The sequence below is a fragment of the Arcobacter venerupis genome (assembly GCF_013201665.1).
GTDB classification, from domain to species: domain Bacteria; phylum Campylobacterota; class Campylobacteria; order Campylobacterales; family Arcobacteraceae; genus Aliarcobacter; species Aliarcobacter venerupis.
In genome coordinates, this window is sequence record NZ_CP053840.1 from 1961632 (window position 1) to 1988283 (window position 26652).

Here is a 26652-nt window from a genome sequence, read left to right on the forward strand (position 1 = left end):
TTGGAGAATTAGATAATTCTATAAAATTATTATTATATTAACTTAGCAGATATAAATCAATTCAATAAATAATAATATTATGAAGCACTTAATAAATAATATTATCATTATCTGTTATAATTATGTCACATTTTTATAAGTGAAAATAATATGAAACTAAAACTACTTCTTCTCTCAATTTTTTATATATCAAATCTTTGTTTTGCGCAAGAAACTCCAATCAAAATTGGGATTGCACCACATTCATCAACTAGAGTAATTTTAGAATCTCATCAAGATTTGAGGCTTTTTTTAGAAAATTATTTTAAAAGACCTGTTCAGATTTTAACAGCAAAAAACTTTAGTGAATTTACTAAACGCTCAAATGAGGGAACTTATTATGATTTGATTTTAACATCACCAAATCTAGCAGTTCTTGCCCAAAAACTAGGTGGATATAAACCTATAATGACTTATACCAAAGGTCTATCAACTATTCTTTTAGCAACTGACAAAAATATTTTAGAAAGTAAAAATCTACCGCTTCATGTTATTGGATTAGACCCTGTTTCATTTCCTACCTTAGATGCACAAGATTGGTTGGAAAAAAATGGCTTTGAAGAAGGAAAAGAAATTAAATATACATACACAAGTGCAACAGATAGTTCAATATCTATACTTCTAAATAATAATGCCGATATGATAATTATGTCTCTACCAAATTATATAAAGCTTATGACAGAAGAGATTAAATACCTAGTACATATAATATATCAAAGTGAACCAAAACCAAGTAGAATTTATCTAGCAAAAAGTGCAGATGGTATTACTTTAGAAGAGTGGGAAACGGCACTTGATGCTTTTTCAAAATCTCCAGAGGGTAAAAAACATTTGGAAATTACAAAACTTGAAGGCTTTAAAAAAGTTGAACAAAAAGACATAGATAGTCTTGGTTCAATAGCAGATAAAACTCTGGAAAGGTTAAATAATTAAATGAAACTATCTTTATCTTGGAAATGGGTAATTGCAAGTTTATTAATTGAAAGTTTAATGCTTACATTAATGGTAATAAAAAATGTAAATCAACTTGAAACAAACCTATCTGCACAAACTAATGTAAGATTAGATGAACAAAAGATATTATTAAAAAGTGCCTTAGTTGCACCTCTTGTTCAAATGGATTATGCAACTATTGATGCAATTTTAAATGAAACTAAAAGAATTCAGACAATAGATTATCTAGCAGTTGTTGATAATCAAAATAATTGTATTTCAACTGTTGGATTAAAAGATTGTTCAAAATTACCAACAAAAGAAGCAGACCCTTTTAGTAAAGAATCACTTGAAGATGAAAGATTTGATACAAATATTCCTATAACTTTATTCTCAGAATCATTGGGAAAGATATATTTAGGTCTTTCTACAAAATTTTATATTCAAGCAAAAAAAGAGATGATTACAAGAAGTATTATTATTGCAATAATAGAATTAATATTATCGGCAATCTTTCTTATTACTGTGAGTAAATGGATTATAAAAAATCTAGTAAAATTAACTCATAGTGCAAATGCAATTGCCCGAGGAGATTATTCTCAAAGGATAAATCTAGGCAACAGTAAAGAGACAATTGAACTTCAAGAATCTTTTAATCTAATGGCTAGAAATATAGAAAAAAATATAATAGATTTAAAGCATTTAAATAAAAAAGAAAAAGAGTTATTTAAAAAACTAAAATCTCAAGTAGAAAAAAATCAAGAACAAGATATTCTTCTTAAACATCAATCAAGAATGGTAATTATTGGAGAAATGCTTAATAATATTGCCCATCAATGGAGACAACCTTTAAATGCAATTACTGTTCATATGAGTGGATTAAAACTAAGAAAAGAGTTAAATCTAATAGAAGATAAAGAGATAGAAGATACCTCAGATAGTGTAATGAAATATGCAAATTATTTAAGTAATACAATTGATGATTTTAGAGATTATGTTAAAGATTATAGTAGTAAAAAAGAGTATTTTAATATTGAAACTTCTTTAAATAAAGCCCTTGATATAGTATCTGCTTCTTTAGAAAATAATTTTATTACTCTAAATATTGAACACAGTGAAAACGAATTATTAGTAGATGGTGTGATAAATGAATTAACTCAAGTTTTTATAAATATACTTAATAATTCAAAAGATATACTAAATGAAAATAATGTAGAAGAAAAAGTAATAGAAGTAAAATTTTTAAAAGAAGATAGCAAAATAACTATCACCATTCAAGATAATGCAGGTGGAGTAAAAGATGATATTATTCATAAAATATTTGACCCATATTTCACTACTAAATATAATAATCAAGGTACAGGAATTGGATTGTATATGAGTGCAAAAATTATTCATGAACATTTTTCAGGTCAGATAATTGTAAAAAATGAGAATATAGAATTTAATAATAAAACTTATAAAGGTGCAAAATTTTTCATAATTTTACCACTATAATCTCTTTTATTATAAGAACTATATTTAAGTATTCGTTATCTACTTACAATTTAAAAATCTAATTCCGAAGAGTTGCTATTAATCTATTTGAATCTTTTAAAAAAGCAAAAACATCAAAAATAGATTTTACTAAAATATCTGAGTTTAATAATGTTTGCGTACAAAGCCCCTCATCTTGTAAAATTGCTATGCCTAAAACTGTCTCTTTTAGCATCAATTTATCATTTCGACCATTTCCCACACTTAAAGTATATTGCAAACCTAATTCTTTTACAAAATCTAACTTACTAATATCTTGTTGTGAATTAGGAATTACAATTACCTCACACTTTGTATTTTGTAACTCTTTTTTTACAGTGCCATAAGTATCTGCTGTGATTACATAGAAATTAAAACTATTTGAGAGTTCATTTATACTCTCAGAAATTCCCTCTATTAATTTCCCATCAATAGCGACTGTGCCATTGTAATCAAAAACAACATTTTTTATCTCAAAAGATTCTCTTCCTGGTATTTCAACTATCATTTTTTATTCTCCATTTAAAACAGACATAACTGTTGCTCGACTTGTATTTAAATCTTTTGTAATCTTTACAATATTTAAATCGCCATTTTCTGTGTAGTAATTTTCATCATCTAACATTTTTAATATAGTATCTTTTTTATCAAGTATCTCAGCAGAAGTTTGTCTAGTTTCAAAAGTAAAATCTTCTTCACTCATGGTTTTAAGTGCTTCCAAATCTCTTTTGATTGTTTGAATTGTAACTTTCAGTTCTTTTGCTAAGTCTTTTGGCTCATTTATACCTCGCAAAATCAAATCCCACAAAGCTATTCTTCTTGTTTTGATTTTACGTCTGCGATGATAAGAGATTTTCATTATTATTTTGTCTTTTGATTTTATAAAAGTTCTAATTCAAAAGGCTCAATATGAGCATTATATTGTTTGAAATTATTTATAAAATGTGAGTAGTGTGGAGTTTCATAGTGTTTGTTTAAAGCTTCTTCACTTTCCCAAGAATCAATCACGATAAATTCTACTGGATTACTTTTTGTTTGAAAAACTTCATACATCAAACATCCTTCTTCTTTTTTAGTATCTTCAATAGTTGATTTAAGTAATGCTTTTAGTTCTTTTATACAATCTCTTTTTGCCAAAAATATTATTTGTCTTGTTATTGCCATAATTATCGCTTTTATTGGTATTTTTTGTATTTTAGTTAATAGTTAGTGAAAATTAACCAGAAAGCTATTTCATAATCTTTTCAAATCTGAACATTTCATCTTCTTCCAAAGATTCTTGAGATGTATGATTAGGATCTGGTCTATACTTATTGTAAAATTCTACAATTTTAAAACCACATTTATTCACATAAAAATGGATGTTTCTTTTTTCAAAATACGGAGTAACCGTTTCCCAAATTTTTGTTTTTGGATGTTCTTTTTCAATTGCTTCCCAAGCAAGGTGTCCAATTCCACGACTATGATTATTTGTCATAATGAAGAAAAAAGCAAGAGAATTATGTTGAGTAATCTCATTAATATAAACAATAGCTCCTCCAACTAATTCATTTTCAAAAAATATACTGTAAACAATAGAATTATCAGTCTTAATTGATTCATCAATATCTTGATCAGAGGGAATAGGTTCTTCTAAACTATGTCCAAATTCTTTTTCTGCAGATACTCTGAAAGATTCCTGTAAATCGGATTTAAACTTATCTAATTCATGTAATTCAGTTTTTCGAAGAATTACAGATTTTTTTTCAATATTTTCATTCATTTTTTTTACTCTATTTTAATTTGTCATATCTAAAATATCTAATTCAAAAGGCTCAATATGAGTATTGTTATTGGCATAATTATAGTTTTTTGATATTTTTGTATTCTAGTTAATAGTAGCTTTAGTTTCTATATTAATAGTTATGTTAGAATCTTAATAAATAAAAATTTATGGAAAATATAATTATGAAAAAAAATACTAACAAAAATATAGAAACATTTCAAGAACTTGTAAATTCAAGTGATTACTCATTTATAGAAAAACTCAACAGTGACCCTGACGCAAAATTTAATGGAGACAATAAATTATCAAGAGAGGTTTTTAGTGGTCACTATGTACCAGTAAGTCCAACTGCGATTAAAGAGCCAATATATATTTCTCACAGTGTTAATTTTTTTAAAGAATTAGGCTTTTCTGAGAACTTAATAAAATCAGATGATTTTATCAAAATGTTTTCAGGTGATATGTCTAATATTTCTAATCTAACACAAAATGCAGGTTGGGCGACTGGATATGCACTATCTATTTATGGCACAGAATATTATGCTCAATGCCCTTTTCAAACTGGAAATGGTTATGGAGATGGTAGAGCAATCTCAATTCTTGAAGCTCTAATAAACGGCAAAAGACGGGAATTTCAACTAAAAGGTGCTGGAAAAACTCCATATTGTAGAGGTGCGGATGGAAGAGCAGTTTTGCGGTCAAGTGTAAGAGAGTTTTTAGCTCAAGAACATATGCACTCTTTAGGGATTCCAACATCAAGGTCTTTAACTCTATTTACCTCTACAAAAGAGCAAGTAACTAGACCTTGGTTTAGAGATAATTCTTACTCAAAAGACCCCGAAGTTATGATTGAAGAAGATGTTGCAATCACTACAAGGGTTGCATCTTCGTTTTTAAGAGTTGGACAACTTGAACTTTTTGGCAGACGAGCTAGAAAAAATGAACATGAAAATGCTTTAAAAGAGTTAGAGATGATTGTTTTACATTTAATTGATAGAGAATATAGTGAGGTAATAAATCAAGATTTAACTTTAGAAGAAAAGATAATATTACTAGCAAATGAGTTTCAAAATCGTCTTACATCTTTAGTAGCTAATTGGATAAGAGTTGGATATTGTCAAGGCAATTTTAACAGTGACAACTGTGTAGCTGGAGGTTTTACACTTGATTATGGTCCATTTGGCTTTATCGAGATGTTTGACCCAAAATATCAATCATGGACTGGTGGAGGAATGCACTTTTCATTTTTTAATCAGCCAGTTGCAGCTTTTAAAAATTTTAAATCATTTTGTAGTGCATTAAAACCACTACTTAGTTCAAATAAAGAAGCTTTAGAAGAATTAGAAGAATTAGAAAAAATTGAAAATAACTTTTCAAAAATCATGCAAGAAAAAATGGAAGATATGTGGGCTAGAAAACTAGGAATTGATAAATTTGATGTTGAGTTGTTTGAAGAACTTATCAATCTTATGATAGATACAAAAGTTGACTATACTATATTTTTTAGAGAATTATCAAATATTCCTGATGATATAAGTAGCCTTGAAAAAAGTTTTTATGGAAAAATACAAAATGAAAATATCAAATTAAGATGGAACAGTTGGCTTGAAAGTTGGAAATCTTTTATAAATGTAAATGATGAAAATTCTAAAGACAAACTTTCAAATCAAATGAAACTAACTAATCCAAAATATACTTTAAGAGAATGGCATCTTGTTTGGGCTTATCAAGAAGCTGAAAATGGAAACTATAAACCAGTACATGAGTTACAAGAAATAATGACAAATCCATACGAAGAACAAACAAAAGAAATAGAAGAAAAATATTATATAAAAAAACCCTCAGATTTTTTTGGAATAGCTGGTATATCGCATGTTAGCTGTTCGTCATAAAAAATATAAATTTATTATTTAAACAGCAATGAGAATTTTAATTTTCATTGCCCATTTTTTATAGCATCTTTAATAACTTGTGCTACATTTTCAGAAGTTATATTTTTATCTTTACAATATTTTGATTGAAGCCAAATTGAAAGTTGCTTTTGTCCTTTACTTGCATTACAACCACAGCAACATAAAGCAATATTTTCTCTAGTAATGATTTTGGCATCATTAATAATATGTTCCCAACTTGCAGCAGTTTTTTTAGAAACTTTTGTTGAAGTAAATTCCACACCACAATAAACACAAACTTTATCTCTTTGTCTAATTTCTTGTTCTAAAGAAGAAGGTATATTCCAATTATTTGCCATTGAGTTTCCATATAATAAAAAAGTTTAATGATTTTAAATAAAGCTGTAGATTTTAGCTTCAGACAAGGAAAAGAAGAAAATCAACGATTGAGCATACAACAAGTATGTGATTGAGTTGATTTTCTTATTTGACGCAGTATCAAGTTAAAAGATACTGCTTTATTTTATTCCCACTCGATAGTTGCTGGTGGTTTTGATGATATATCATAAACTACTCTATTGATTCCATCAACTTCGTTGATGATTCTTCTTGAGATAGTTTCTAATATTTCATGTGGAATATGTGCAAAAGTTGCTGTCATTCCATCTGTTGCTTCAACGATTCTTACACAAACTGTATTGTCATAAGTTCTGTTATCACCCATAACTCCAACAGATTTTACATTTAATAATACTGTAAATGCTTGCCATGTTTTGTCATAATAACCAGTTGCGTGTAATACATCTAACATAACTGTATCTGCTTTTCTTAATAACTCTAAATCAGGTTTATTTACATCTCCCATGATTCTAATAGCAAGTCCAGGTCCTGGGAATGGATGTCTTCCTATCATAGAAGCTGGAAGTCCTAATTCTAATCCTAAAGCTCTAACTTCATCTTTGAAGATTTCTCTTAAAGGCTCAACTAACTCAAATTTCATCCAATCAGGAAGTCCTCCAACATTGTGGTGAGATTTAATTGTTTTTGAAGGACCTTTTACAGAAACTGATTCAATAACGTCTGTATAAAGTGTACCTTGTGCTAAAAACTCAATACCATCGTGTTTTTTTGCTTCTTTATCAAATACTTCGATAAATGTTTCACCAATGATTTTTCTTTTTGTTTCAGGGTCTGTAACACCTGCTAGTTTTGTTAAGAATTGTTCACTTGCATCTACAGTGATAAGTTTTACGCCCCTTGCTTTGAACATAGCTTCAACTTGTTCTCTCTCATTTGCTCTTAATAATCCATTATCAACAAATACAGGAATAACTTGTTCTCCAATTGCTTCAGCTAAAAGAGTTGCTACAACTGAACTATCAACTCCACCTGAAACTCCACAAAGAACTTTTTTATTTCCAACTCTTTCTTGAATACTTTTTATTTGCTCTTTTGCAAAAGAACCCATATTCCAAGTTGATTCACATTCACAAATATGTTTTGCAAAGTTTTTTAATAGTTTGCTTCCTTCATCTGAGTGGTAAACTTCTGGATGAAATTGGAATGCATAAATATTTCTTTCCATATCTGCAATAGCTGCAAATGGAGAGTTTTCACTTGTCGCAATTCTTTCAAATCCAGCTGGAATATTTTCTACTCTATCACCGTGAGACATCCAAACAATTTGACCATCTGTTGTGTCTTTGAAAATTGGATTTTCAATTTCAAATTTTAATTTAGCTTTTCCATATTCATGATGAGCAGCAGGAATTACGCTTCCACCAAAATGTTGAGAAATTAACTGCATTCCATAACAAATACCTAAAATTGGAAGACCTAATTCAAAGATTGTAGTATCTGGATGATAAGCATCTACTGCATAAACAGAAGCAGGACCACCTGAAAGAATAATACCTTTTGGTGTTCTAGCCATAATATCTTCAATACTCTCACTATAAGGTACTATTTCAGAGTAAACACCAGCTTCTCTTAGTTTTCTAGCAATGATTTGAGTGTATTGACTACCAAAATCTAATACTACGATTGGGACATGTTTCATATATTGTTTTCCTTCATATTTCACACTATTGTGTTGAATATTACAAATTTTAATTAAATATTTTATCTAAAAAGTTGTAAAAAATTGGTTAAACAAAAAATTAGACATAAAAAAAGGCTACCAGATAATCTAGTAGCCTTTTTCATATACTAAAAGTAATTTTAATAGTGACTAATTTCTAAAATATGATATTGGAAATACCAAACACTACAAGAAACTATATATCCTAAAAGAATCGTCCATGCGTATTTCATGTGAGAACCAAATGTATAAATACCATGTAATTTACCCATTACTCCAACACCAGCTGCTGATCCAAAAGAGATTAATGAACCTCCAATTCCAGCTGTCATAGTTACAAGCATCCATTGGTCAACACCCATTTCAGGATTTGCTTTTAGAATCGCACTCATAACAGGAACATTATCAACAATTGCAGATAAGAATCCAACACCAATATTTGACCAAGTAGGTCCAAGAACTGATGGGTCATAAACAACAGCTGCTAATCCTAACCATCCAACAAAGTATAATGCACCAACTGCTGCTAAGATACCAAAGAAAAACATTAATGTATTATTTTCAATTTTTGACATTGATTCAAAAATATTAAAGTGGTTTTTCCCATATTTTTTACCTAAACTGTATGAATACACTTTAAGTAATGCTAATCCAAACATCATTCCCCACATAGCAGGTAAATGTAATACTTGATGAGACATTACCGCAGAAAAAATTGTAAATACTCCAAGAGCCATTACAACTTTTGCACCTTCAGCCATTTTTGGTTTTTTCTCATTTGCTACATCAAAATCTGGAACAACTTTTGGAACAAATCTTGATAATAAAAATGCCGTAACAACATATCCTAAAACTGAAGCTGGGAATAAATACAAGAAGTCTGTAAAGACACCTTTCCCTGCTGTCCATGCCATAAGTGTTGTAATATCACCAAATGGAGACCAAGCACCACCAGCATTTGCAGCAACAACGATGTTAATAGCGCCAGGTACTAAGAAATCTTTTCTTGTTTTTTCAATTGTAATTAAAACTGTTGATAAAATAAGCGCAGTAGTTAAGTTATCTGCAATTGGAGAAATAAAGAATGCAATAAATCCTGTTACCCAAAACAGTTTTCTGTATGTATAACCTTTAGAAACTAAGTTATATTTTAAACTATCAAAAACTCCCATATGTAATAATGACTCAATATAAGTCATTGCGACAAATAAGAAAAAGAATATTTCTGCAATTTCTAAAATCAAATGCTCAGCTTGAGTGTTAACAAGATTCATATCTAAGCCATTTAATGAATAATAAATGGCAACTAACATAAACATAAATGTTCCAATAAATAAAGCTGGTTTTGCCTTGTCTATTGCATATTTTTCCTCTGCAGCAACGAAATAATAACCAATAACAAAAATAAGTAGAGTTGCAAACCCTACCCATGTCATAGTTAAGTTAGGAAGTTCCCCTGTACTTTCTGAACTTGCAAATAAAGACAAAGTTCCTAAGAGTAAAGTCATTAAAACTTTAAACATTAATTCTCCTTAATATAGTGTGCGCCAAGAGACTTTTTACGCTCTAAGGCAGATTTCAGAATGGATTTTGCCGTAAGTAGCCTTAAAAAAAGTAATCTGCCTACATTTAGTTTTAAGTAATCCTCTATCGTATCTAGTGTAACTTTAAGAGTTTTTGGATCTCTTACTATTGAAGCATTAGTCCACATCATCTCTCTTAAATTATCTTTAATATCTTTATCAATATCTTTATTTCTTACGTAGTTGATAATTGGTTTGTCATAGTTTTCTTTTTCAATTTTAAAGTTGTTTTTTAAAGAATCTTCAACTGCAATTTGAGAAAAAACCAAACCTTCAAGTAAAGAGTTCGAAGCTAATCTATTTGCACCATGAACACCAGTACAAGCAACTTCACCAATAGCGTAAAGATTTTTCATTCCTTTAACTTTTGCATCTAAAGTTGTCTCAATTCCACCCATTGAATAGTGAAATGCTGGACTAATAGGAACTCTTTCAAAAGGTAAGTCATAACCTAATTCTTTTAAATTTGAGTAAATATTTGGGAATCTTTTTTTGAAAGCTTTTTTTTCAAAAGTTTCAAAAGATAAATATACTCCTAAACCTGTTTTTTTATTATAATCAAAGATTGAACGACTAACTACATCACGTGGAGCTAATTCTCCATCTTCATGATAATCAAATAAAAATCTATATCCATTTTCATCTACAATATGAGCACCTTCACCCCTTAAAGCTTCTGATAATAAAGGCTTTCTAGCGAAAGTAGTTCCTTTTACAACAGTTGGATGAAACTGCATCATCTCCATATCTTTTAAAGGAAGATGTTTTTCTGCAATAATTCCTTGAATTTCACCTGCATTTGCAGTTGAGTTTGTATGGTATCTATAAATTGAACCTACTCCACCACTTGCAATTATAGTATTATGAGCATAAACCACTTTTTGAGTTGTTTCATCTGAAAAATACTGAACTCCATAACAAATATCATCTTTTATTAATAAGTCACAAACTACTGCTTGAGTTATAATAGCGTGTTCACAATGCTCAAGTAAAAAAATATGCATCATTCTACCAGTTGCATCACCATCAGCATGTAAAATTCTATTTCTACTATGTGCAGCTTCTTTTGTAAATGATAATTCACCATTTTCATTTAGGTCAAATTTCATTCCAGCATCTATTAAGTTTTTGATTGTTGATATTGATTTTTTACTTAAAAGTTCAACAGCGTCTTTGTCATTATAATTAACACCTGCTGTTAATGTATCTTGTATGTGTGCTGGAACATCTGCTTCATCAACTGCACTTGCAATTCCTCCTTGAGCCCAAAAAGTATTGCAATTCCAAGTTGACATTTTGCATAAAATTAGAACTTTTTTGTCTTTTGGAATTAATCGTGCTGCGTTAAGTCCTGCAACTCCAGTACCTATTATTATGTAATCATAAATCATTGTTGTGAATTTTCATTACTATTTTGATTTACAGACGAAGAGTCTTGTTGAATATATTTTGGATCATCTTTGTAACCGCAACCACTGAATGATAATATAAAACCTGCTATAATTAGCCCATGAAAAAAATTAATGAAATACTTAGTCATCTTAAAAATAATCCTGAATTCAGTAAGATTAACACATCTTTTTTAATTAAAAAGTTTATAGAAGTTCTTCCTATAAAATTAAAAAAAGGAGTAAAGTTTGCTTATATAAAGAACCAAACACTCTTTTTTGTGTTAACCCATCCTGTTTATAAAATGGAATTTGAGTATAACAAAGCAGATATAAAATCATTATTAAAAAAATTCAAGATTGCAAATGTTGAAGACATTGGATTTTTTATTACAAATGTTATTGAAAAAAAAGAGAAAGAGAAAGAGCCTATTCCCCTATATAAAGAGCGTTCATATGGAATTTTTGATAATAAAGCAAAAGATGAATATATATTCAAAAAATTTGAAAATATAAGAGAAATTATAAGAAACTCTTAAATATTTTTTCCCTTTGCTTATAATCTGGACAATATTTTTCTACTAAATTCCAAAAATTTTTTGAATGATTTTTATGCTCTATATGAGCCAATTCATGAATAACTACATATTCCATAAGTTCAATAGGGAATTTCATTAATAAAATATTAAAATTCAAGCCATTTTTATAGTTGCAAGAACCCCAAGTTCTTTTATTTTTTCTATAAGAAATTGAAGTTGGGAAAAGATTCATCTTTTTTGAATACTCGTCTACTAAATTTGGTAAATATTTTACAATCTCTTTTTTATAAAAAGTATCCAAATTTTTAATTTTATAATCTTCTAATTTTTTTCTAATACCTAAATATAAAAATTCATCTTCACTTATATTTTTTTCTTCAAGCCTTAAAATCGAATTTTCAATCCAATCTATTTTTTTTTCAATTAAGATTTTTGCATCATACAATGTGTAATAAATATTTGTTTTAATTTCTATTATATTTGGGCTTAAAACCCTTAGATATACGTGCTTTATATTCTTTCTTTTTTCTAGTTTAACAGTGACTATTCTTTGATTTATTTCAATTTGAAAACTCAAACATTTCCTTAAGTTATTATTTGGTAGAATCGCCCCACTATTATATCAAAAATATAATGTTAATTTTATTGAGGGAAATGCTAATGAAAATTGCAAACAGAATGGAAAATCTGTCTCCATCGGTTACTATGGCAATAACTGCCTTAGCTCGAGAGCTTAAAGCTCAAGGTAAAGATATACTAAGTTTTAGTGCAGGTGAACCTGACTTTGATACACCACAAATTGTTAAGCAAGCTGCTATAGATGCTATCAATGAAGGTCGAACGAAATATACAGCTGTAGAAGGTATTATCGCTACTAAGCAAGCAATTATAAATAAACTAAAAAAAGATCATGGTTTAGATTATAAATTAGATGGTATTGTAATAAGTAATGGAGCAAAACACTCTTTATTTAATCTTTTTCAAGTATTAATTGAAAATGGTGATGAAGTTATTATTCCAGCACCTTATTGGGTTACATATCCTGAGCAAGTAAAATTTTCAGATGGTGTTCCAGTATTTATTGACACTGATGATTCAACAGATTTTAAAATCACACCAGAGCAATTAAAAGCTGCAATTACTCCAAAAACAAAAATTTTGCTTTTGAATACTCCTTCAAATCCAACAGGATCAGTGTATTCTAAAGAAGAATTACTATCACTTGGTGAAGTTTTAAAAGGTACTGATATTATCGTACTTTCAGATGAAATGTATGAAAAAATCATCTATAATGGCAAAAAATTCACTGCTGCTGCTCAAGTTAGTGAAGATATGTACAATCGAACTGTAACTATTAACGGTTTAAGTAAAGCAGTTGCAATGACTGGTTGGAGATTTGGATATCTTGCAACTCCTGATGTTAAACTTGCAAAAACTTTAACTAAACTGCAAGGTCAAGTTACTTCAAATATCAACTCAATTACTCAATATGCAGCTATTCCTGCTCTTGAAGGTGATGCAGATGCTGATATTGAAATGATGAGAGTTGAATTTGAGAAAAGAAAAAATATTGTAGTTAAATCATTTAATGATATTAAAGGTTTATCAACTACAGATCCAGATGGTGCATTTTATGTTTTTGTAAATATAAAAGAAGTATCTAATGATTCTGTAAAATTTTGTTCAGATCTTTTAGAACAAAAAGGTGTAGCTTTAGTTCCTGGCCTTGCTTTTGGAACAGAAGGTTATATTAGATTCTCATTTGCTACAGATTTAGCAACAATTCAAGAGGGAATCAAAAGAATCAAAGAGTTTGTAGAAAACAAATAATGACTCCACAAAAAAAAGCTACCGTTGTTTCATCTAGTGTTGCAGCGGTACTTACTCTTATAAAACTAGCAATTGGAATCGCCAGCGGTTCTGTTGCTGTTTTAGCTTCTGCTATTGATTCTGTTTTGGATATGTTTGTATCAATTTTTAATTATTTCGCTATTTCAAATTCTGAGAAACCTGCTGATAAAATTTTTAATTATGGGAGAGGAAAAATTGAAGCCTTAGCTTCTGTGATTGAAGGTACAATTATTACTATTTCTGGTTTATTTTTACTTTATCAAGCAGTTAAAAAAGCTTTGAATTCTGAAACTTCTCAATATTTAGAAATATCTATTTATGTAATGATTATATCTTTAATAATTACTATTTCTTTAGTAACTTATTTAAATTATGTTGCAAAAAAAACAAATTCTATGGTTATAAAAGCAGATGCTCTTCACTATAAAACAGATGTTTTTAGTAATGCAGCTGTTTTAATCTCTTTATTACTTGTAACTTTTACAGGTTATGAGATTATTGATATATTTGTGGGTGGAGGCATTGCTTTATATATTATTTATTCAGCTTATGAACTTATACATGATGGTATTTTGGTTTTATTAGATAGAGCAGTTGATGAAGAACTTGTATTAAAAATCAAAGATATAATAAAAGAAAATGATAAAGTAAATACTTATCACTTATTAAAAACAAGAGAAGCTGCAAATCAAACATTTGTAGAAGTACACTTAGTTTTTAATTGTCTTATTACTTTAATGGAAGCACATAAAGCAAGTGATTATATTGAAAATAAGATAAAAAAATTAGATTCTTCAAGAGATTGGATTATAAATATTCACATGGATCCTTATGATGATTTTAAAGTAAACGATATAACTCATTAGATATAATTTTTCAATTAAATTAAAAGGTTTTTCTTGAATTACATAAAAATTTTGGGTGCCAGTGGAAGTAAAGCGAAAAATCAAAATACAACCTCTTTTCAAGTATTCAAAGATATAGTTGTTGATGCTGGAAATATTTTAAATGCCTTAGGAAATGAGGCAAAAGAGATTAACCATATTTTCCTAACTCACTCCCATGCTGATCATATTGCTGATTTACCTTTTATTATTGAAACTTTTTTTGAAGAAAGAACTACACCTCTTACAATTTATGCATTAGAAGAAACCATTGAAATTCTTCAAAAGCATTCATTCAATAATAAAATTTGGCCTGATTTTACAAAAATAAAATTAAATCATAATGATAAATTTTCACTTATTTTTAAACCTATTTTATTAAATGAAATTATTCATATCCATAACTATTCTATAAAAGCCATCGCAGCAAATCATATTAGTGGTTCATGTGGATATATTATAAAAAAAGATCAAAATAAAAGTTTTGTCATAAGTGGAGATACATATTTAAATCCGATACTTTGGGATGAAATTAATAATGATGAATCAATTAAATCTTTGATTCTTGAGTGTTCATTTCCTGATAAATTAGAAAATTTAGCAAAAATTACAAAACATTTAACTCCCTCTTTAATAAAAAAAGATCTTGAAAATCTTAAAAGGAAAGATCTTTCAATCTTTTTTTATCATTTAAAACCAAGTTATAAAAAAGAGTTATTGCAAGATATTAAAAAAAATAAGCTATTAGACTACAATGGAAAAGTTTTAAATGAAGGTGACATAATTCATATTGATACAGGAAATATTGAAAATAGTTTATTAAGTGAGCATAAATTTGAAGAGATAATGAAAATAAATTTAGCACTTACATCACAACATAATAAAGAGAAATTATTTGAAGATATACTGACATTAACAAGAAAATTGACAAATGCAGATGCTGGAAGTTTATATATAAAATCAAAAGATGAAAAAAATCTTGAATTTAAAGTTGTTCAAAATGAAACACTCAATATTAAAATCGCTAATATAAAAAATGATTCTTCTTGGCCTAATCTACCTATATATTTAGAGGATGGAACTGTAAATAATAAAATGGTTGCTATTGTTTGTGCAAATGAAAAAAGAATTATAAATATTCATGATGTATACAAAACAACAGAATATAAGTTTGAAGGGACGAAGAATTTTGATAAAACAACTAATTATCGTTCAAAATCAATGCTTGTTATTCCATTAATAAACCATGAAAATGATGTAATAGGTGTTTTACAATTAATCAATAAAAAAAGAGATAAAGAGATAATTAATTTTGACAAATTAGATGAAAAAGTTATCATATCTTTAGCTTCACAAGCTGCAATGGCATTAACAAATATGCAATTGATTTCAAGTTTAGAAGAATTTATAAATGCTTTTGTTTCAACTATTGCAAAAGCAATTGATGCTAAATCTCCATATACAAGTGATCATATTGAAAAGGTTGAAAAAATTGCTTTACTTATAGCAAAAGCCATAAATGATGATAAAACAATTTATAAAAATATAACTTATACAGAAAATGATTATAAACAAATAGCACTTGCTGCATGGATACATGATATTGGTAAAATTTCAATGCCTGAATATGTACTTGATAAAGCAACAAAATTAGAAAAGATATATGATAGGATAGATTTAATCGAACAAAGATTTGAAATTATTAAAAAAGATAAAGAGATTGAGTATTTAAAAAAACAGATTTCAATAGAGAAATTTGAAGAAGATATTAAACTATTAGAGGATTATTCTTCTTTTATTAAAAGAGTTAATTTAGGTGGCGAATTTATGAAAGATGAAGATATTTCTAAATTAGATGAAATATCAAAATTAACCTATAAAAAAGACAATATTGATTTTCCTCTTATAAATCCAGATGAATATTATAATTTATCAATAAGAAAAGGCACATTAACAAAAGAAGAGATAGATATTATTAGAAACCATGCTCAACTTTCACTTGATATGATTTCAGAATTACCTTTTCCAAAGAAATTCAAAAATGTTCTAAATATTGCGTGTAATCACCATGAAAAATTAAATGGAACAGGTTATCCAAGAGGTTTAAGTGAAAAAGATATTAGTTTAGAAGATAGAATTATGATTTTTTCAGATATTTTTGAAGCACTAACAACATCAGAAAGACCATATAAAGTAGCTATGAAATTATCTACAGTAAAAAATATTTTTGAAAACATGACAAATAAAGGAGAAATAGATAAAGATTTAGTTCAATTCTTCTTTAATCATAATATTTTAGAGCAATATGGTAAAGAAGCACTAAAAGCTGAACAGTTAGATTTAAATAAATAATGAAAAATATCAATCTAATTTTAGCTTTTTTCATATCAATAATTACAATAACTTTATATATTTATGCTCCAAGTCTACTCCAATCTTTGGATGATAGATTAAGAGATTCAATGTTTACTTTAAGAGGAGAGATTAAACCTCAAAGCGATAGTGTTGTAATTATTGATATTGATGAAAAATCATTGCAACAATTAGGTCAATGGCCATGGCCTAGAGATATTCTTTCAAAAATTCTAGAAAATTTAGCAGATAAAAAAGTTGCAATAATTGGACTAGATATTGTATTTGCAGAAGAAGATAGAAGTTCACCCCATAATATATTTAAGAAATATAATATAAAAAGAGATAATGTTGAAGATTTTGATTATAACTTTGCTCAAACAGTTGCAAGTACTCCAACAATACTTGGTTATCAATTTGAATTTACTTCTAGTGATTATATAAATAAGAAATCACCATTTATTCAAACAACATTTATAGAAAAGAATAAACAAATAGGGAAAAGTTATCTTTTAGAAGCAAAAGGAACGATACTTAATATACCTGTGATTCAAAATATTTCTTACTCTAGTGGATTTTTTAATAATATTCCAGATGAATCAGGAATCATAAGAAGTGTTCCATTAATCATCTCATATAATGACCAAATTTTTCCTTCTCTTGCACTTGAAACATTAAGAATTGCCCTTGGAGTTAATAAAATATTTATTAATTATGATGAAAATGGAGTTAATAATATTCAATTAAATAACTTAACAATTCCCACAGATAGATATGGAAGATTGTTAATAAATTTTAGAGGAAAAGAAAAGACTTTTAAATATATATCTGCTGTTGATATTTATAATAATAACTTTAAACAAGAAGATATTGAAAATAAAATTGCACTTGTTGGTACTTCTGCTGCTGCACTTATGGATTTAAGAGCTACACCTTTTGAATCAATATTTCCAGGAGTTGAAGTCCATGCAAATGTAATTGATAACATAATTACACAAGATTTTTTATATAAATCTTCTTGGATTGATGGTTTTAATGTAACATTGATTTTTTTATTAACATTTCTTACTTTTTTTATGATTAGAAAAGTTCATATTGCATTAACACCTTTTTTTATTGCAGGTTTATTAATTGCAGCATTTTATATTAATTACTATTTATTATTTCATGTGGGAATCGTAATAAACTCTCTTTTCCCTATTATTACTATTATTTTGTCTGGTGTAATAAGTTTAGTTATTGGATATTTTTTTGAAATAAGAAAAAAAGAGGAAATAAAGAAAAAATTTGCTTCAAAAGTTTCTAAAAATGTTATGGAAGAACTAATCAAAAATCTTGATTCAAATCATTTAGAAGCTAAAAATAAAGAGATAACTATATTTTTTAGTGACATCAGGAAATTTACAAATATCTCAGAAAAAATCAGTAAACCTGAACTACTAATTGAATATTTAAATCAATATATGACTCCAATGAGTGAAATTATTATAAAAAATGATGGAACAATAGATAAATATATTGGTGATTCAATAATGGCTTATTGGAATGCTCCTTTTGAAATAGAAAATCACCCAGATAAAGCTGTAATTAGTGGTTTAGAACAGTTAGCTTATTTAAGTATATTAAATGAAAAGATAACTAAAAACAATCAACCAACTATAGATATAGGAATTGGAATAACAACAGGAGTTGCAACAGTTGGAGAAATAGGAAGTATTGGAAGAAACGATTATACTGTAATTGGTGATACAATTAATCTATGTTCAAGACTTGAATCTTTATGCAAATTTTATGAATCAAAATTGATTATTTCTCAAAATACTAAAGATAAACTAAAAGAAAAATATGTTTTTAGATACTTAGATTTTGTACAAGTAAAAGGGAAAGAAGAACCTATAAAACTTTGGGAAGTTATTAGTTTAGAAAAAGATTATAATGAAGATAAAAGCGAATTAGAAAAATATGAAACTGCAATTAAATTATATGAAAAAGAACAATTAAAAGGTGCCGTAGAAATATTCAAAGAATTAAAAAATAATTATAAAAATAGAAAAATTTATGATATTTACATACTAAGATGTGAACAATTCATGAAAAATAATAACTTTAATATTTTATTTAAACATACTTTTAAATGATAGGAAATTGATGTATTTAAAAACCGCTATATTACTTTCGTCAGTTATTTTTTTGGAAGCTGATAATGAAATAGCTTCAAACAATAAAAATCAAATAAAAAAAGATGGATATTCTCAAATAATAGAAGATTCAAATGAATATATTACAGCTTCAATTATGTATAAAATACAAGATTATCAAAAAGCATATGATAAATTTTTTAAACTATTTCAAAAAAATCCACATAATACAAATGTAAATTATTTTCTAGCATTAAGTGCCCTTAAGCTAGATAAATATGATGAAGCAACAGCTACTTTTGAAAGAATTTTGATACAAAATCCAGAATTTAATCAAGCAAGATATGAATATGCAAAACTACTTTATAAATTAAACTTAAAAAATGAAGCAAAAAAAGAGTTTACAATTTTAAGTAAATCAAATATAAAAGATGAGACAAAAGAGTCTATAACTAAATATCTAGATTTATTAAATGAAAAAACTTTTTTTGTAAATGCAACAATATTATTGGGAGTTGGAAGAAGTACAAATATAAATACAGGATTAATTTCTCCTGAATATAGACTACCTGGATTAAATGACATTTTAGTAAATGGAGAAAAACCTATTGCTGATAATTATCATAATGAAATGTTTGGAATTAATTTCTTAAATAATTTCAAAGACTCTTCTTTTAGTTTAAAAAATTCAATTCTTGTTTATAATAAGAATTATTTTAATAATGATAAAGAAGATTTAACAGCTTATGTTTATAAACCTTCTTTTTCTTATTTAGACTCAGATAAAAAGAATCTTTATTCTTTAAATTTTGGTTTAACAAGATTAGATAAAAGAGATAATGAAGATTTTAATATATTTAATATTGGTCCTTCAATTATGAACTCATCATATTATGCTTCAGTTAATTATCAAAGATTTTCATATTTACATGAATCCGACAAAGAAAAAGATTTTGACAAATATGAACTTTTATTAAAATATAAATTATTATCAAATCTTAATATCTATTCTAAATTAGCAAAAAGTATAAGAGTTGATTCTTCAAGAGTTGATTTAGATAAAAATAGTGTTACAGCAGGGCTTGAGTATATCTACGAAATAAATAAGGAAAATTCTATAAAATTTGATTCAGAGTATATAAAAAGTTATTATAAATATGAAAATACTTTTTTTGATTCAAAAAGAAAAGATGATAATTATTATCTAGGATTGTCTTATTTAACTAAAATAGATAAAGAGAATCAAATTGTATTATCATCATCATTTACAAAAAATTATTCAAATCAAGATGGATATATTTATGAAGAAGTTGATGGAAAAATTAGTTATATAAAAACATTTAATTGGTAAAGGATTTAAAATGAAAAGAATTATTTTAATTTTATTATTTATTAGTAATCTCTTACTTGCAAATAATATTGGAAAAATTGTCGCATTAAGTGGAGAAGCCACTATTTTAAGAGAAGGTAAAATTATCCAAGTTAATAAAGATTCAGTTTTTGAAAAAGAAGATACATTAAATACAAAAGATAATACCAAATTACAAATTCTCTTTTTAGATGATACTATTATTTCTGTTGGGCAAAATTCTACTTTGAAAATAAATGAATATTTATTTGAAGAAAAAAATACAAAAGCTGAGTTTTCAATGGCAAGAGGAATTTTTAGAACAATAACTGGAAAGATAGGAAAAATTGCTCCTGAAAATTTTAAATTAAAAACCAAAACTGCTTCAATTGGAATAAGAGGAACTCAAATTATAACGGTTATAGAAGATAACAATGAAAAAATATTTTGTACTGAAGGACAAATTGAGGTAAAAAATAATCTAACAAAAGATACGGTTATTGTAAATAAAGGTGAATTCCTATCTTTTAAAGAAAATAGTACTGAAAAATTAAATATTCAAGAAATCAAACAAAATGATATTCAAGAAATAAATAAAAATATAGCTATTAAAGAAAATCTTCCCATAGATAATATCTCGCTTCCAACTGAAACAACAGATATAACAAAAGAACAGAATAGCCCTATTCCTACAAATAAAACATTAGCATCACTTGAAAATAAAGAAACTGTAATTAATATTCCTTCAACTGACAATTCTTCAACTGACAATTTAAGTGGTTTAGATGATAACAATAATTTCATAACTAGAACACCAGCTAGTTTTTTCAATAGCACTAATTCAACAGCTAGTTACATTGGAAGTTTTCCAACTGAATTATCTTCTTCTAATTATATGGTTAATAGCTCAAGAGAAACTGTTGCAATTCCTAGTGATACAAGAATATCAATGGATATTGATTTTGCAAAATCAAACAATCAAATCTCAAATGGAAAAGTAAACATTAGTGATGTAGGAAATGGAATGGGCAAAACTCTTACATTTGAAGGAGAAATACATGGCAACTCTGGAAATCTATCTCTTTATCCAAGAGGAGAAACTCACGGAGATACAGGTAGTGCAAAATTATATGGAGATACTGCTAATTACATGCAAGGAAATATTAATTTTAAATCATCAGATAATGTTGAAATAAATTCAGAATTTAATGCAAAAAAACAATAAAAAAAGAGTCTTAAGACTCTTTTTTTAAACTATTTATTTTTTCATCAATCAAAGACAAAGTTCTTTCTTGAGTTTTATATGAAATTTCTGGAAGTTCCCCTCCAAAAAGTTTTTTAGCTTCTTCAAAACCTTGAACGATTCCATCTCTACCTTTTTGTAAAAGATCTAAATCATCTCCTGCAAAACTAAATACAAAATTAGAAACTCTATCTGAAGTTTGAGTTACTCCAAAAAAACCATTTTCACTTATTAAACTACTTGCTTCATCTTGTGTAAGTTCAGTTATTGGTTTTCCATCATAACCTATATCTTTAAGGCTCATACCGCTTTGAGTTTCTTTTCCACTTAAATAATCTAATACATCTTGCTGTTTGCTACTTAAACTAGCTTGAGTTAGAGTATTACTTTCATTTACAGATGAACTATTCATAGCCATAAGTATATATTGGGCATTCATTGATAATGACACTTTTACTGCTGATTCATTCATTGTCTGTTCAAGTGATTTTTCACTTGTTTTTTCTGAGTTGTCATTGTTGGTAACATTTGTATTTTGCTTATACTTATTTAAAGCAATATTCGAACTATTTGAATTACTTTGAACTTCCATCTTAACTCCTTCATTTATTTTTACTTATTATACATTTCTTAAAATTAAATTAATATTATTTATATTTAATAATTTTTATATTAGAATAAAAATAAAAAAGAGAAGTTATGCAAAAATATAATTTAAATCTAACAGGAGTCATCTTATGTTTAATGGTTGCCTTAATGTTACCAAATAAACTCTATTCATCAACACAAAAAAAGACTAATGATTCTCTTGCTTTTGGGGATAATAATATTTATGAACTTTATAAAATTTACCCAGTAAATCAAACAAATATTGTAATGTTAGGAGATTCTATTACTTATGCTGTTAATTGGAATGAGTTATTTAATTCTGCGATTATAAACAGAGGAATAAATGGAGATACAACTTCTGGTTTTTTACAAAGAATAGAGCAAGTAACAAACCTAAATCCAAAAAAAGTTTTTGTAATGGGTGGAATAAATGATATTTTTCAAGGTTTTCAAGTAAAAGATATTTTTGAAAATCATAAAAAAATAATTCAAATATTAAAAGAAAAAAATATAACTCCATATATTTATTCAACCCTTTATACAGCAAAAAAAGACAATGGTTATAATGACAAAGTAAAAGAGTTAAATGTTTTGTTAAAAAAGTATTGTGAAGACAATAAAATAGTTTTTATAGATTTAAATAAATCCCTTTCGAAAGATGAACTTTTAATAAAAGACTATACTCATGATGGACTTCATTTAAACGCAAAAGCATATTTAATTTGGAAAGAAGAAATCAAAAAATATATATTTGATAAGAAATAATTTACAATATTTTCAAGTCTTAACAAACACTCAAAATATACCAAAAGTAAATCTTAACCGATTTTTAGGTATATTAATACTTAAACTAACAAAAATAAATCTTAATAATACAAAGAAGAAGAAACATATATGGCTTTAATAGACCTACAGAATATTTCAAAACAATACGATACAAAAGTTATTTTAAAAGATGCAAATTTTACTTTAAACCATGGGCAAAGAGTTGCAGTTATTGGTCAAAATGGGCAAGGTAAATCTACACTTTTTAAAATAATTATGAAACAAACAGAGCCAGATAGTGGTGAAATGGCTATTGATAAATCTCTAAAAATTGAAATGCTTGACCAACAACCAAAATTCAAAGCAAATCTAAATGTAAGAGATGCAATTGAAGATCAACTAGCTGAGTTAAAACAAGCAAGAAATGAGTATGAAGAGCTTACAAATCAATTGGCAACTGATTATGAGAATGAAGATTTAATAAGAAGACAAAGTGAATTAGCAACTTTTATTGACTTTCACAATGCTTGGGATTTAGATAATATGATTGAGCGAGTTTTAGTTGAATTTCAATTAAAACAATATGAGTTCAAAGATGTAAATCTTTTAAGTGGTGGAGAGCAAAGAAGAGTTAGTCTTGCTGGATTATTACTAAAAAAACCAGATGTTTTACTTTTAGATGAGCCTACCAATCACCTTGATGTTTATATGGTTGAATTTTTAGAACAACTACTTTTAAAAAACAATTTCACCCTACTTTTCATATCACATGATAGATATTTTATTGACAATATTGCAACTACAGTTATCGAAGTAGATGGTGGGGTTCTGCGAAAATTTAATGGTGGTTACTCTTCATATTTAGAGCAAAAAGAACACCTTTTAGAAAATATGCAAAAAGAGCATGACAATCTAATAAGACTTGTAAAAAGAGAAGCCCATTGGATGCAACATGGGGTAACTGCTCGAAGAAAAAGAAATGAAAGAAGAAAATCAGAGTATTTTGATTTAAAACAAAAAGCAAGGTCTAATCCAGCAGCTATTAGAAAAATGTCACTGGAACTTCAAAGGGAACAAAAATCTTTTAATACAGAAGATAACCAAAAAAATAAAAAGAAAATGCTTTATGAACTTGATGATGTTTGTAAAAGTTTAGGTGATAAAAAACTAATTACTGATTTTACAACTAGAATTTTACAAAAAGATACAATTGCAATAGTTGGTCCCAACGGAAGTGGAAAATCAACACTTTTAAAAATCTTCATGGAAAAGATGAAAATAGATAAAGGAACTTTCAAAAAAGGTGATTTTGAAATAGGATATTTTGACCAACAAAGGGAATCTTTGGATGATGAAAGAAATTTATTAGAAACTTTTTGCCCAAATGGTGGAGATAGAGTTGTTCTTCAAGATGGAAGAAACATGCACGTTTTTGGATACTTAAAAAACTTTTTATTTCCAAGAGAATATCTTGATAAAAAAGTTGGTGTTTTAAGTGGTGGTGAAAAAAACAGAGTTGCTCTTGCCCTACTTTTCACAAAAAAAGTTGATTGTTTAATTCTTGATGAACCAACAAATGACTTAGATATTCCAACAATTAATATTTTAGAAGAGTATTTACAAAACTTCCAAGGTGCATTAATTTTTGTATCACATGATAGATATTTTGTAGACAAAATCGCTAAAAAACTTTTTGTATTCCAAGACAATAGCCATATAATGGAAAGTTTCCAACCATATAGTGAATATTTAGAAATAGAAAAAGAGTTAAAAGAGTTAGATAATCTTGAAAATGAAATAGCAAAAGAAGCTACAATTGAAAAAGTTGCACCAACTGTTAAAAAACAGACAAAACTATCATATAAAGACCAAAGAGAATATGAGATGTTGCCAAAAGAGCTAGAAGATTTGGAGTTAAAACTTGAAGAGATAAATGCTTGCTTAATGGATCCAAAATGTTATGAACAAAAAGGAATTGTCGCTATGTCAAAAGAACTAGATGAGACAAAAGAGATTTATGAGCAAAAAGTTGAAAGATTTTTGGAACTAGAAGAATTAATAGAAAGCTTTAATTCTTAAAAAGATATAATTTGGTAAACAAATAGTAAATATAGGGGTTTGTATGACTTTAAAAGAACAATTAAAAGAAGATTTAAAAACTGCAATGAGAGATAAAGATGTAGTAAAAAGAGACTCAATTAGAGCTATTAATACTATGATTAAACAAATTGAAGTTGATGAAAGAAAAGATTTAAATGACGAAGATGTTATTAAATTAATTCAAAAAGGTATCAAACAAAGAGAAGAGTCTATTACTCAATATAAAGCTGCTTCAAGAGAAGACTTAGTTGCACAAGAACAAGAACAAGTTGATGTATTTATGCTTTACCTTCCAACACAAGCAAGTGATGAAGAACTTGAAACTGGAATGAAAGAAATTATTTCACAAGTATCAGCTACTTCTATGAAAGACATAGGGAAAGTTATGGGACTTGCTACTAAAAAATTTGCAGGTGTTGCAGATGGAAAAAGAATCAATGAAATGGTAAAAAAACTTTTAGGATAATTTGAAAAAATCACATTTAGGAAAAATTGCATGAATAAAGAGTTTGAAAATATTTTAAGTTTATTAACTGAAGATGAAAAAAATGAAGTTAATTTAAATCAAATTGATTCACCTGAAAAACTAATCCCTCTTTTATTAAAAAGAGTTAACCCAAATAATGTTCAACACTTAGCTTTATTAATAAAACAATCTGTTTTACCGTCTATTTGTGCAGAAACTGATGATGAGATTGATCAACTTTTTTCAAAAATTGAAAAAGAACCTAATCTTTTATTCATTGAAAAAATTCAAGATAAAATTGAAGATTTCATAAACAAAAGATTTGAAAGAGACAAAAGAGTTGTAATTGAGCGAACTTCTGATATTTCTAAACTTGTATTATTAATGGAAGAATATTTAAATGAAGCTATTTCAAGTAATGGTTCAAGCTCAAAAAATGTTATTAATATAAAAGAAAAAATTGAATCTATTAATATTCAAGAAGATGGATTAGAAGCACTTACAAAACTACAAAATGAGCTTATAAACGCAGCATCATCTATTGAAAAAGAGATGCATACTGTTACCACTAAGTTAGAAACTGGGAAATCAAAAGTTCAAGAACTTGAAGAAAAAGTAAAAACACTTGAAAATGAATTAAGTAGAACAAAAACAGAAAATATGAAAGATCATTTAACTGGTTTACTGACTAGAAAAGCATTTAGTGAAGAAGTAAAAAGAATAGAAAGTGCTTATGAAAGAATTAAAACTCAATATGCTGTAGTATTTTTTGATTTAGATCACTTTAAAAAATTAAACGATACTTATGGACATGAATGTGGAGATGTTGTTTTATCAACTTTTGGAAAGATTCTAAATAAAAGTATAAGAGACCATGATGTGGTTGGAAGATATGGAGGAGAAGAGTTCGTGGCAATTATTCACTTTAATCTAAATAGAGAATTATTACAATTCTTAAAAAGAATAAAAACAATAGTTACTGAAAATAGTTTTTTATATAAAACAAATAAAATAAAAGTTACTTTTTCAGCAGGAGTTGCAATAAGAAGTACTTATCCAACTTACGAAAATACTCTTCAAAAAGCTGATATGCTTTTATATCAAGCAAAAGAAAATGGAAGAAATAAAATTATTCTAGAAAATGGAATGGAGATTTAGTCTA

The 26652-nt window shown here is 27.2% G+C and carries 25 protein-coding genes; 14 read left to right on the top strand and 11 right to left on the bottom strand.

Going from position 1 to position 26652, the window contains the following annotated elements:
- Positions 1-150 precede the first annotated feature (150 nt).
- Together AVENP_RS09815 and AVENP_RS09820 are read left to right on the top strand one after the other, a co-directional pair.
- Positions 151-972, top strand: a complete 822-nt coding sequence (locus AVENP_RS09815) for a phosphate/phosphite/phosphonate ABC transporter substrate-binding protein (protein WP_128357945.1) — start codon at positions 151-153, stop codon at positions 970-972.
- Positions 973-2469, top strand: a complete 1497-nt coding sequence (locus AVENP_RS09820; RefSeq protein ID WP_128357944.1) for a sensor histidine kinase — start codon at positions 973-975, stop codon at positions 2467-2469.
- Positions 2470-2527: 58 nt separating this feature from the next.
- Here the strand turns inward: AVENP_RS09820 and AVENP_RS09825 are convergent, their stop codons facing one another.
- The 4 genes from AVENP_RS09825 to AVENP_RS09840 form a co-directional block, all read right to left on the bottom strand.
- Positions 2528-2995 carry an HAD family hydrolase gene (locus AVENP_RS09825; protein WP_128357943.1) on the bottom strand — a complete coding sequence of 156 codons (468 nt, stop codon included), beginning with the start codon at positions 2993-2995 and terminating at the stop codon, positions 2528-2530.
- Positions 2996-2998: 3 nt separating this feature from the next.
- A complete protein-coding gene (locus tag AVENP_RS09830) occupies positions 2999-3346 on the bottom strand; it encodes an HTH domain-containing protein (RefSeq protein WP_128357942.1) in 348 nt (115 codons plus the stop codon).
- 20 nt (positions 3347-3366) lie between these two features.
- Positions 3367-3651 (bottom strand): putative quinol monooxygenase, encoded by a 285-nt coding sequence (locus AVENP_RS09835; protein ID WP_128357941.1) that lies wholly within the window; start codon positions 3649-3651, stop codon positions 3367-3369.
- A 64-nt stretch (positions 3652-3715) separates the two neighbouring features.
- On the bottom strand, positions 3716-4249 hold the full coding sequence (locus AVENP_RS09840) for a GNAT family N-acetyltransferase (protein ID WP_128357940.1): 534 nt from the start codon (positions 4247-4249) through the stop codon (positions 3716-3718).
- 185 nt (positions 4250-4434) lie between these two features.
- Between AVENP_RS09840 and AVENP_RS09845 the strand changes: the two genes are divergently transcribed.
- Positions 4435-6144 (top strand): protein adenylyltransferase SelO family protein, encoded by a 1710-nt coding sequence (locus AVENP_RS09845; RefSeq protein ID WP_228201840.1) that lies wholly within the window; start codon positions 4435-4437, stop codon positions 6142-6144.
- 44 nt (positions 6145-6188) lie between these two features.
- On the opposite strand, the gene AVENP_RS09850 is transcribed toward AVENP_RS09845, so the two are convergent.
- The 5 genes from AVENP_RS09850 to AVENP_RS09870 all read right to left on the bottom strand — a co-directional run bounded on the left by AVENP_RS09850 (position 6189) and on the right by AVENP_RS09870 (position 11347).
- Complete coding sequence (locus AVENP_RS09850) at positions 6189-6503, bottom strand: HNH endonuclease (RefSeq protein ID WP_128357939.1); 315 nt, start codon at positions 6501-6503, stop codon at positions 6189-6191.
- A gap of 164 nt (positions 6504-6667) precedes the next feature.
- A complete protein-coding gene (gene guaA, locus AVENP_RS09855; protein WP_128357938.1) occupies positions 6668-8203 on the bottom strand; it encodes a glutamine-hydrolyzing GMP synthase in 1536 nt (511 codons plus the stop codon).
- Positions 8204-8364: 161 nt separating this feature from the next.
- Positions 8365-9747 carry a sodium:proton antiporter NhaD gene (gene nhaD / locus AVENP_RS09860; RefSeq protein WP_128357937.1) on the bottom strand — a complete coding sequence of 461 codons (1383 nt, stop codon included), beginning with the start codon at positions 9745-9747 and terminating at the stop codon, positions 8365-8367.
- Positions 9747-11198: an L-aspartate oxidase gene (locus AVENP_RS09865; protein ID WP_128357936.1), complete on the bottom strand. Its 1452-nt coding sequence runs from the start codon at positions 11196-11198 to the stop codon at positions 9747-9749. The genes nhaD and AVENP_RS09865 overlap by 1 nt, the downstream gene beginning before the upstream one ends.
- Positions 11195-11347: a hypothetical protein gene (locus AVENP_RS09870; protein WP_172664169.1), complete on the bottom strand. Its 153-nt coding sequence runs from the start codon at positions 11345-11347 to the stop codon at positions 11195-11197. The genes AVENP_RS09865 and AVENP_RS09870 overlap by 4 nt, the downstream gene beginning before the upstream one ends.
- Before the next feature lie 153 nt (positions 11348-11500).
- On the opposite strand from AVENP_RS09870, the gene AVENP_RS16065 reads away from it, so the two are divergent.
- Positions 11501-11734 (top strand): hypothetical protein, encoded by a 234-nt coding sequence (locus tag AVENP_RS16065; protein WP_306461054.1) that lies wholly within the window; start codon positions 11501-11503, stop codon positions 11732-11734.
- Here AVENP_RS16065 and AVENP_RS09880 read toward each other — a convergent pair.
- Positions 11718-12311: a M48 family metallopeptidase gene (locus tag AVENP_RS09880; RefSeq protein ID WP_128357934.1), complete on the bottom strand. Its 594-nt coding sequence runs from the start codon at positions 12309-12311 to the stop codon at positions 11718-11720. The genes AVENP_RS16065 and AVENP_RS09880 overlap by 17 nt on opposite strands.
- An 83-nt stretch (positions 12312-12394) precedes the next feature.
- Here AVENP_RS09880 and AVENP_RS09885 point away from each other — a divergent pair, with 83 nt between their 5' ends.
- The 6 genes from AVENP_RS09885 to AVENP_RS09910 are packed head-to-tail and all read left to right on the top strand — an operon-like array spanning position 12395 to position 21532.
- Positions 12395-13564 (top strand): pyridoxal phosphate-dependent aminotransferase, encoded by a 1170-nt coding sequence (locus tag AVENP_RS09885; protein WP_128357933.1) that lies wholly within the window; start codon positions 12395-12397, stop codon positions 13562-13564.
- Positions 13564-14451 carry a cation diffusion facilitator family transporter gene (locus tag AVENP_RS09890; RefSeq protein ID WP_172664285.1) on the top strand — a complete coding sequence of 296 codons (888 nt, stop codon included), beginning with the start codon at positions 13564-13566 and terminating at the stop codon, positions 14449-14451. The genes AVENP_RS09885 and AVENP_RS09890 overlap by 1 nt, the downstream gene beginning before the upstream one ends.
- 33 nt (positions 14452-14484) lie before the next feature.
- Complete coding sequence (locus AVENP_RS09895; RefSeq protein ID WP_128357931.1) at positions 14485-16821, top strand: HD domain-containing phosphohydrolase; 2337 nt, start codon at positions 14485-14487, stop codon at positions 16819-16821.
- Positions 16821-18959 (top strand): CHASE2 domain-containing protein, encoded by a 2139-nt coding sequence (locus tag AVENP_RS09900; protein WP_128357930.1) that lies wholly within the window; start codon positions 16821-16823, stop codon positions 18957-18959. Before AVENP_RS09895 ends, AVENP_RS09900 begins: the two co-directional genes overlap by 1 nt.
- Before the next feature lie 10 nt (positions 18960-18969).
- Positions 18970-20310: a tetratricopeptide repeat protein gene (locus AVENP_RS09905; protein WP_128357929.1), complete on the top strand. Its 1341-nt coding sequence runs from the start codon at positions 18970-18972 to the stop codon at positions 20308-20310.
- Between the two features lie 10 nt (positions 20311-20320).
- A complete protein-coding gene (locus AVENP_RS09910) occupies positions 20321-21532 on the top strand; it encodes a FecR family protein (RefSeq protein ID WP_128357928.1) in 1212 nt (403 codons plus the stop codon).
- 10 nt (positions 21533-21542) lie between these two features.
- Here the strand turns inward: AVENP_RS09910 and AVENP_RS09915 are convergent, their stop codons facing one another.
- Positions 21543-22142: a hypothetical protein gene (locus AVENP_RS09915; RefSeq protein ID WP_128357927.1), complete on the bottom strand. Its 600-nt coding sequence runs from the start codon at positions 22140-22142 to the stop codon at positions 21543-21545.
- A gap of 107 nt (positions 22143-22249) precedes the next feature.
- On the opposite strand from AVENP_RS09915, the gene AVENP_RS09920 reads away from it, so the two are divergent.
- From AVENP_RS09920 to AVENP_RS09935, 4 genes are all read left to right on the top strand, one after another.
- Positions 22250-22924, top strand: coding sequence for a GDSL-type esterase/lipase family protein (locus AVENP_RS09920; protein ID WP_128357926.1), 675 nt, complete (start codon positions 22250-22252; stop codon positions 22922-22924).
- A 129-nt stretch (positions 22925-23053) separates the two neighbouring features.
- Complete coding sequence (gene abc-f / locus AVENP_RS09925; protein WP_128357925.1) at positions 23054-25003, top strand: ribosomal protection-like ABC-F family protein; 1950 nt, start codon at positions 23054-23056, stop codon at positions 25001-25003.
- Between the two features lie 43 nt (positions 25004-25046).
- Positions 25047-25490, top strand: coding sequence for a GatB/YqeY domain-containing protein (locus AVENP_RS09930; protein ID WP_128357924.1), 444 nt, complete (start codon positions 25047-25049; stop codon positions 25488-25490).
- 30 nt (positions 25491-25520) lie between these two features.
- Positions 25521-26648, top strand: a complete 1128-nt coding sequence (locus AVENP_RS09935) for a GGDEF domain-containing protein (protein ID WP_128357923.1) — start codon at positions 25521-25523, stop codon at positions 26646-26648.
- The last annotated feature ends 4 nt before the right edge of the window (positions 26649-26652 follow it).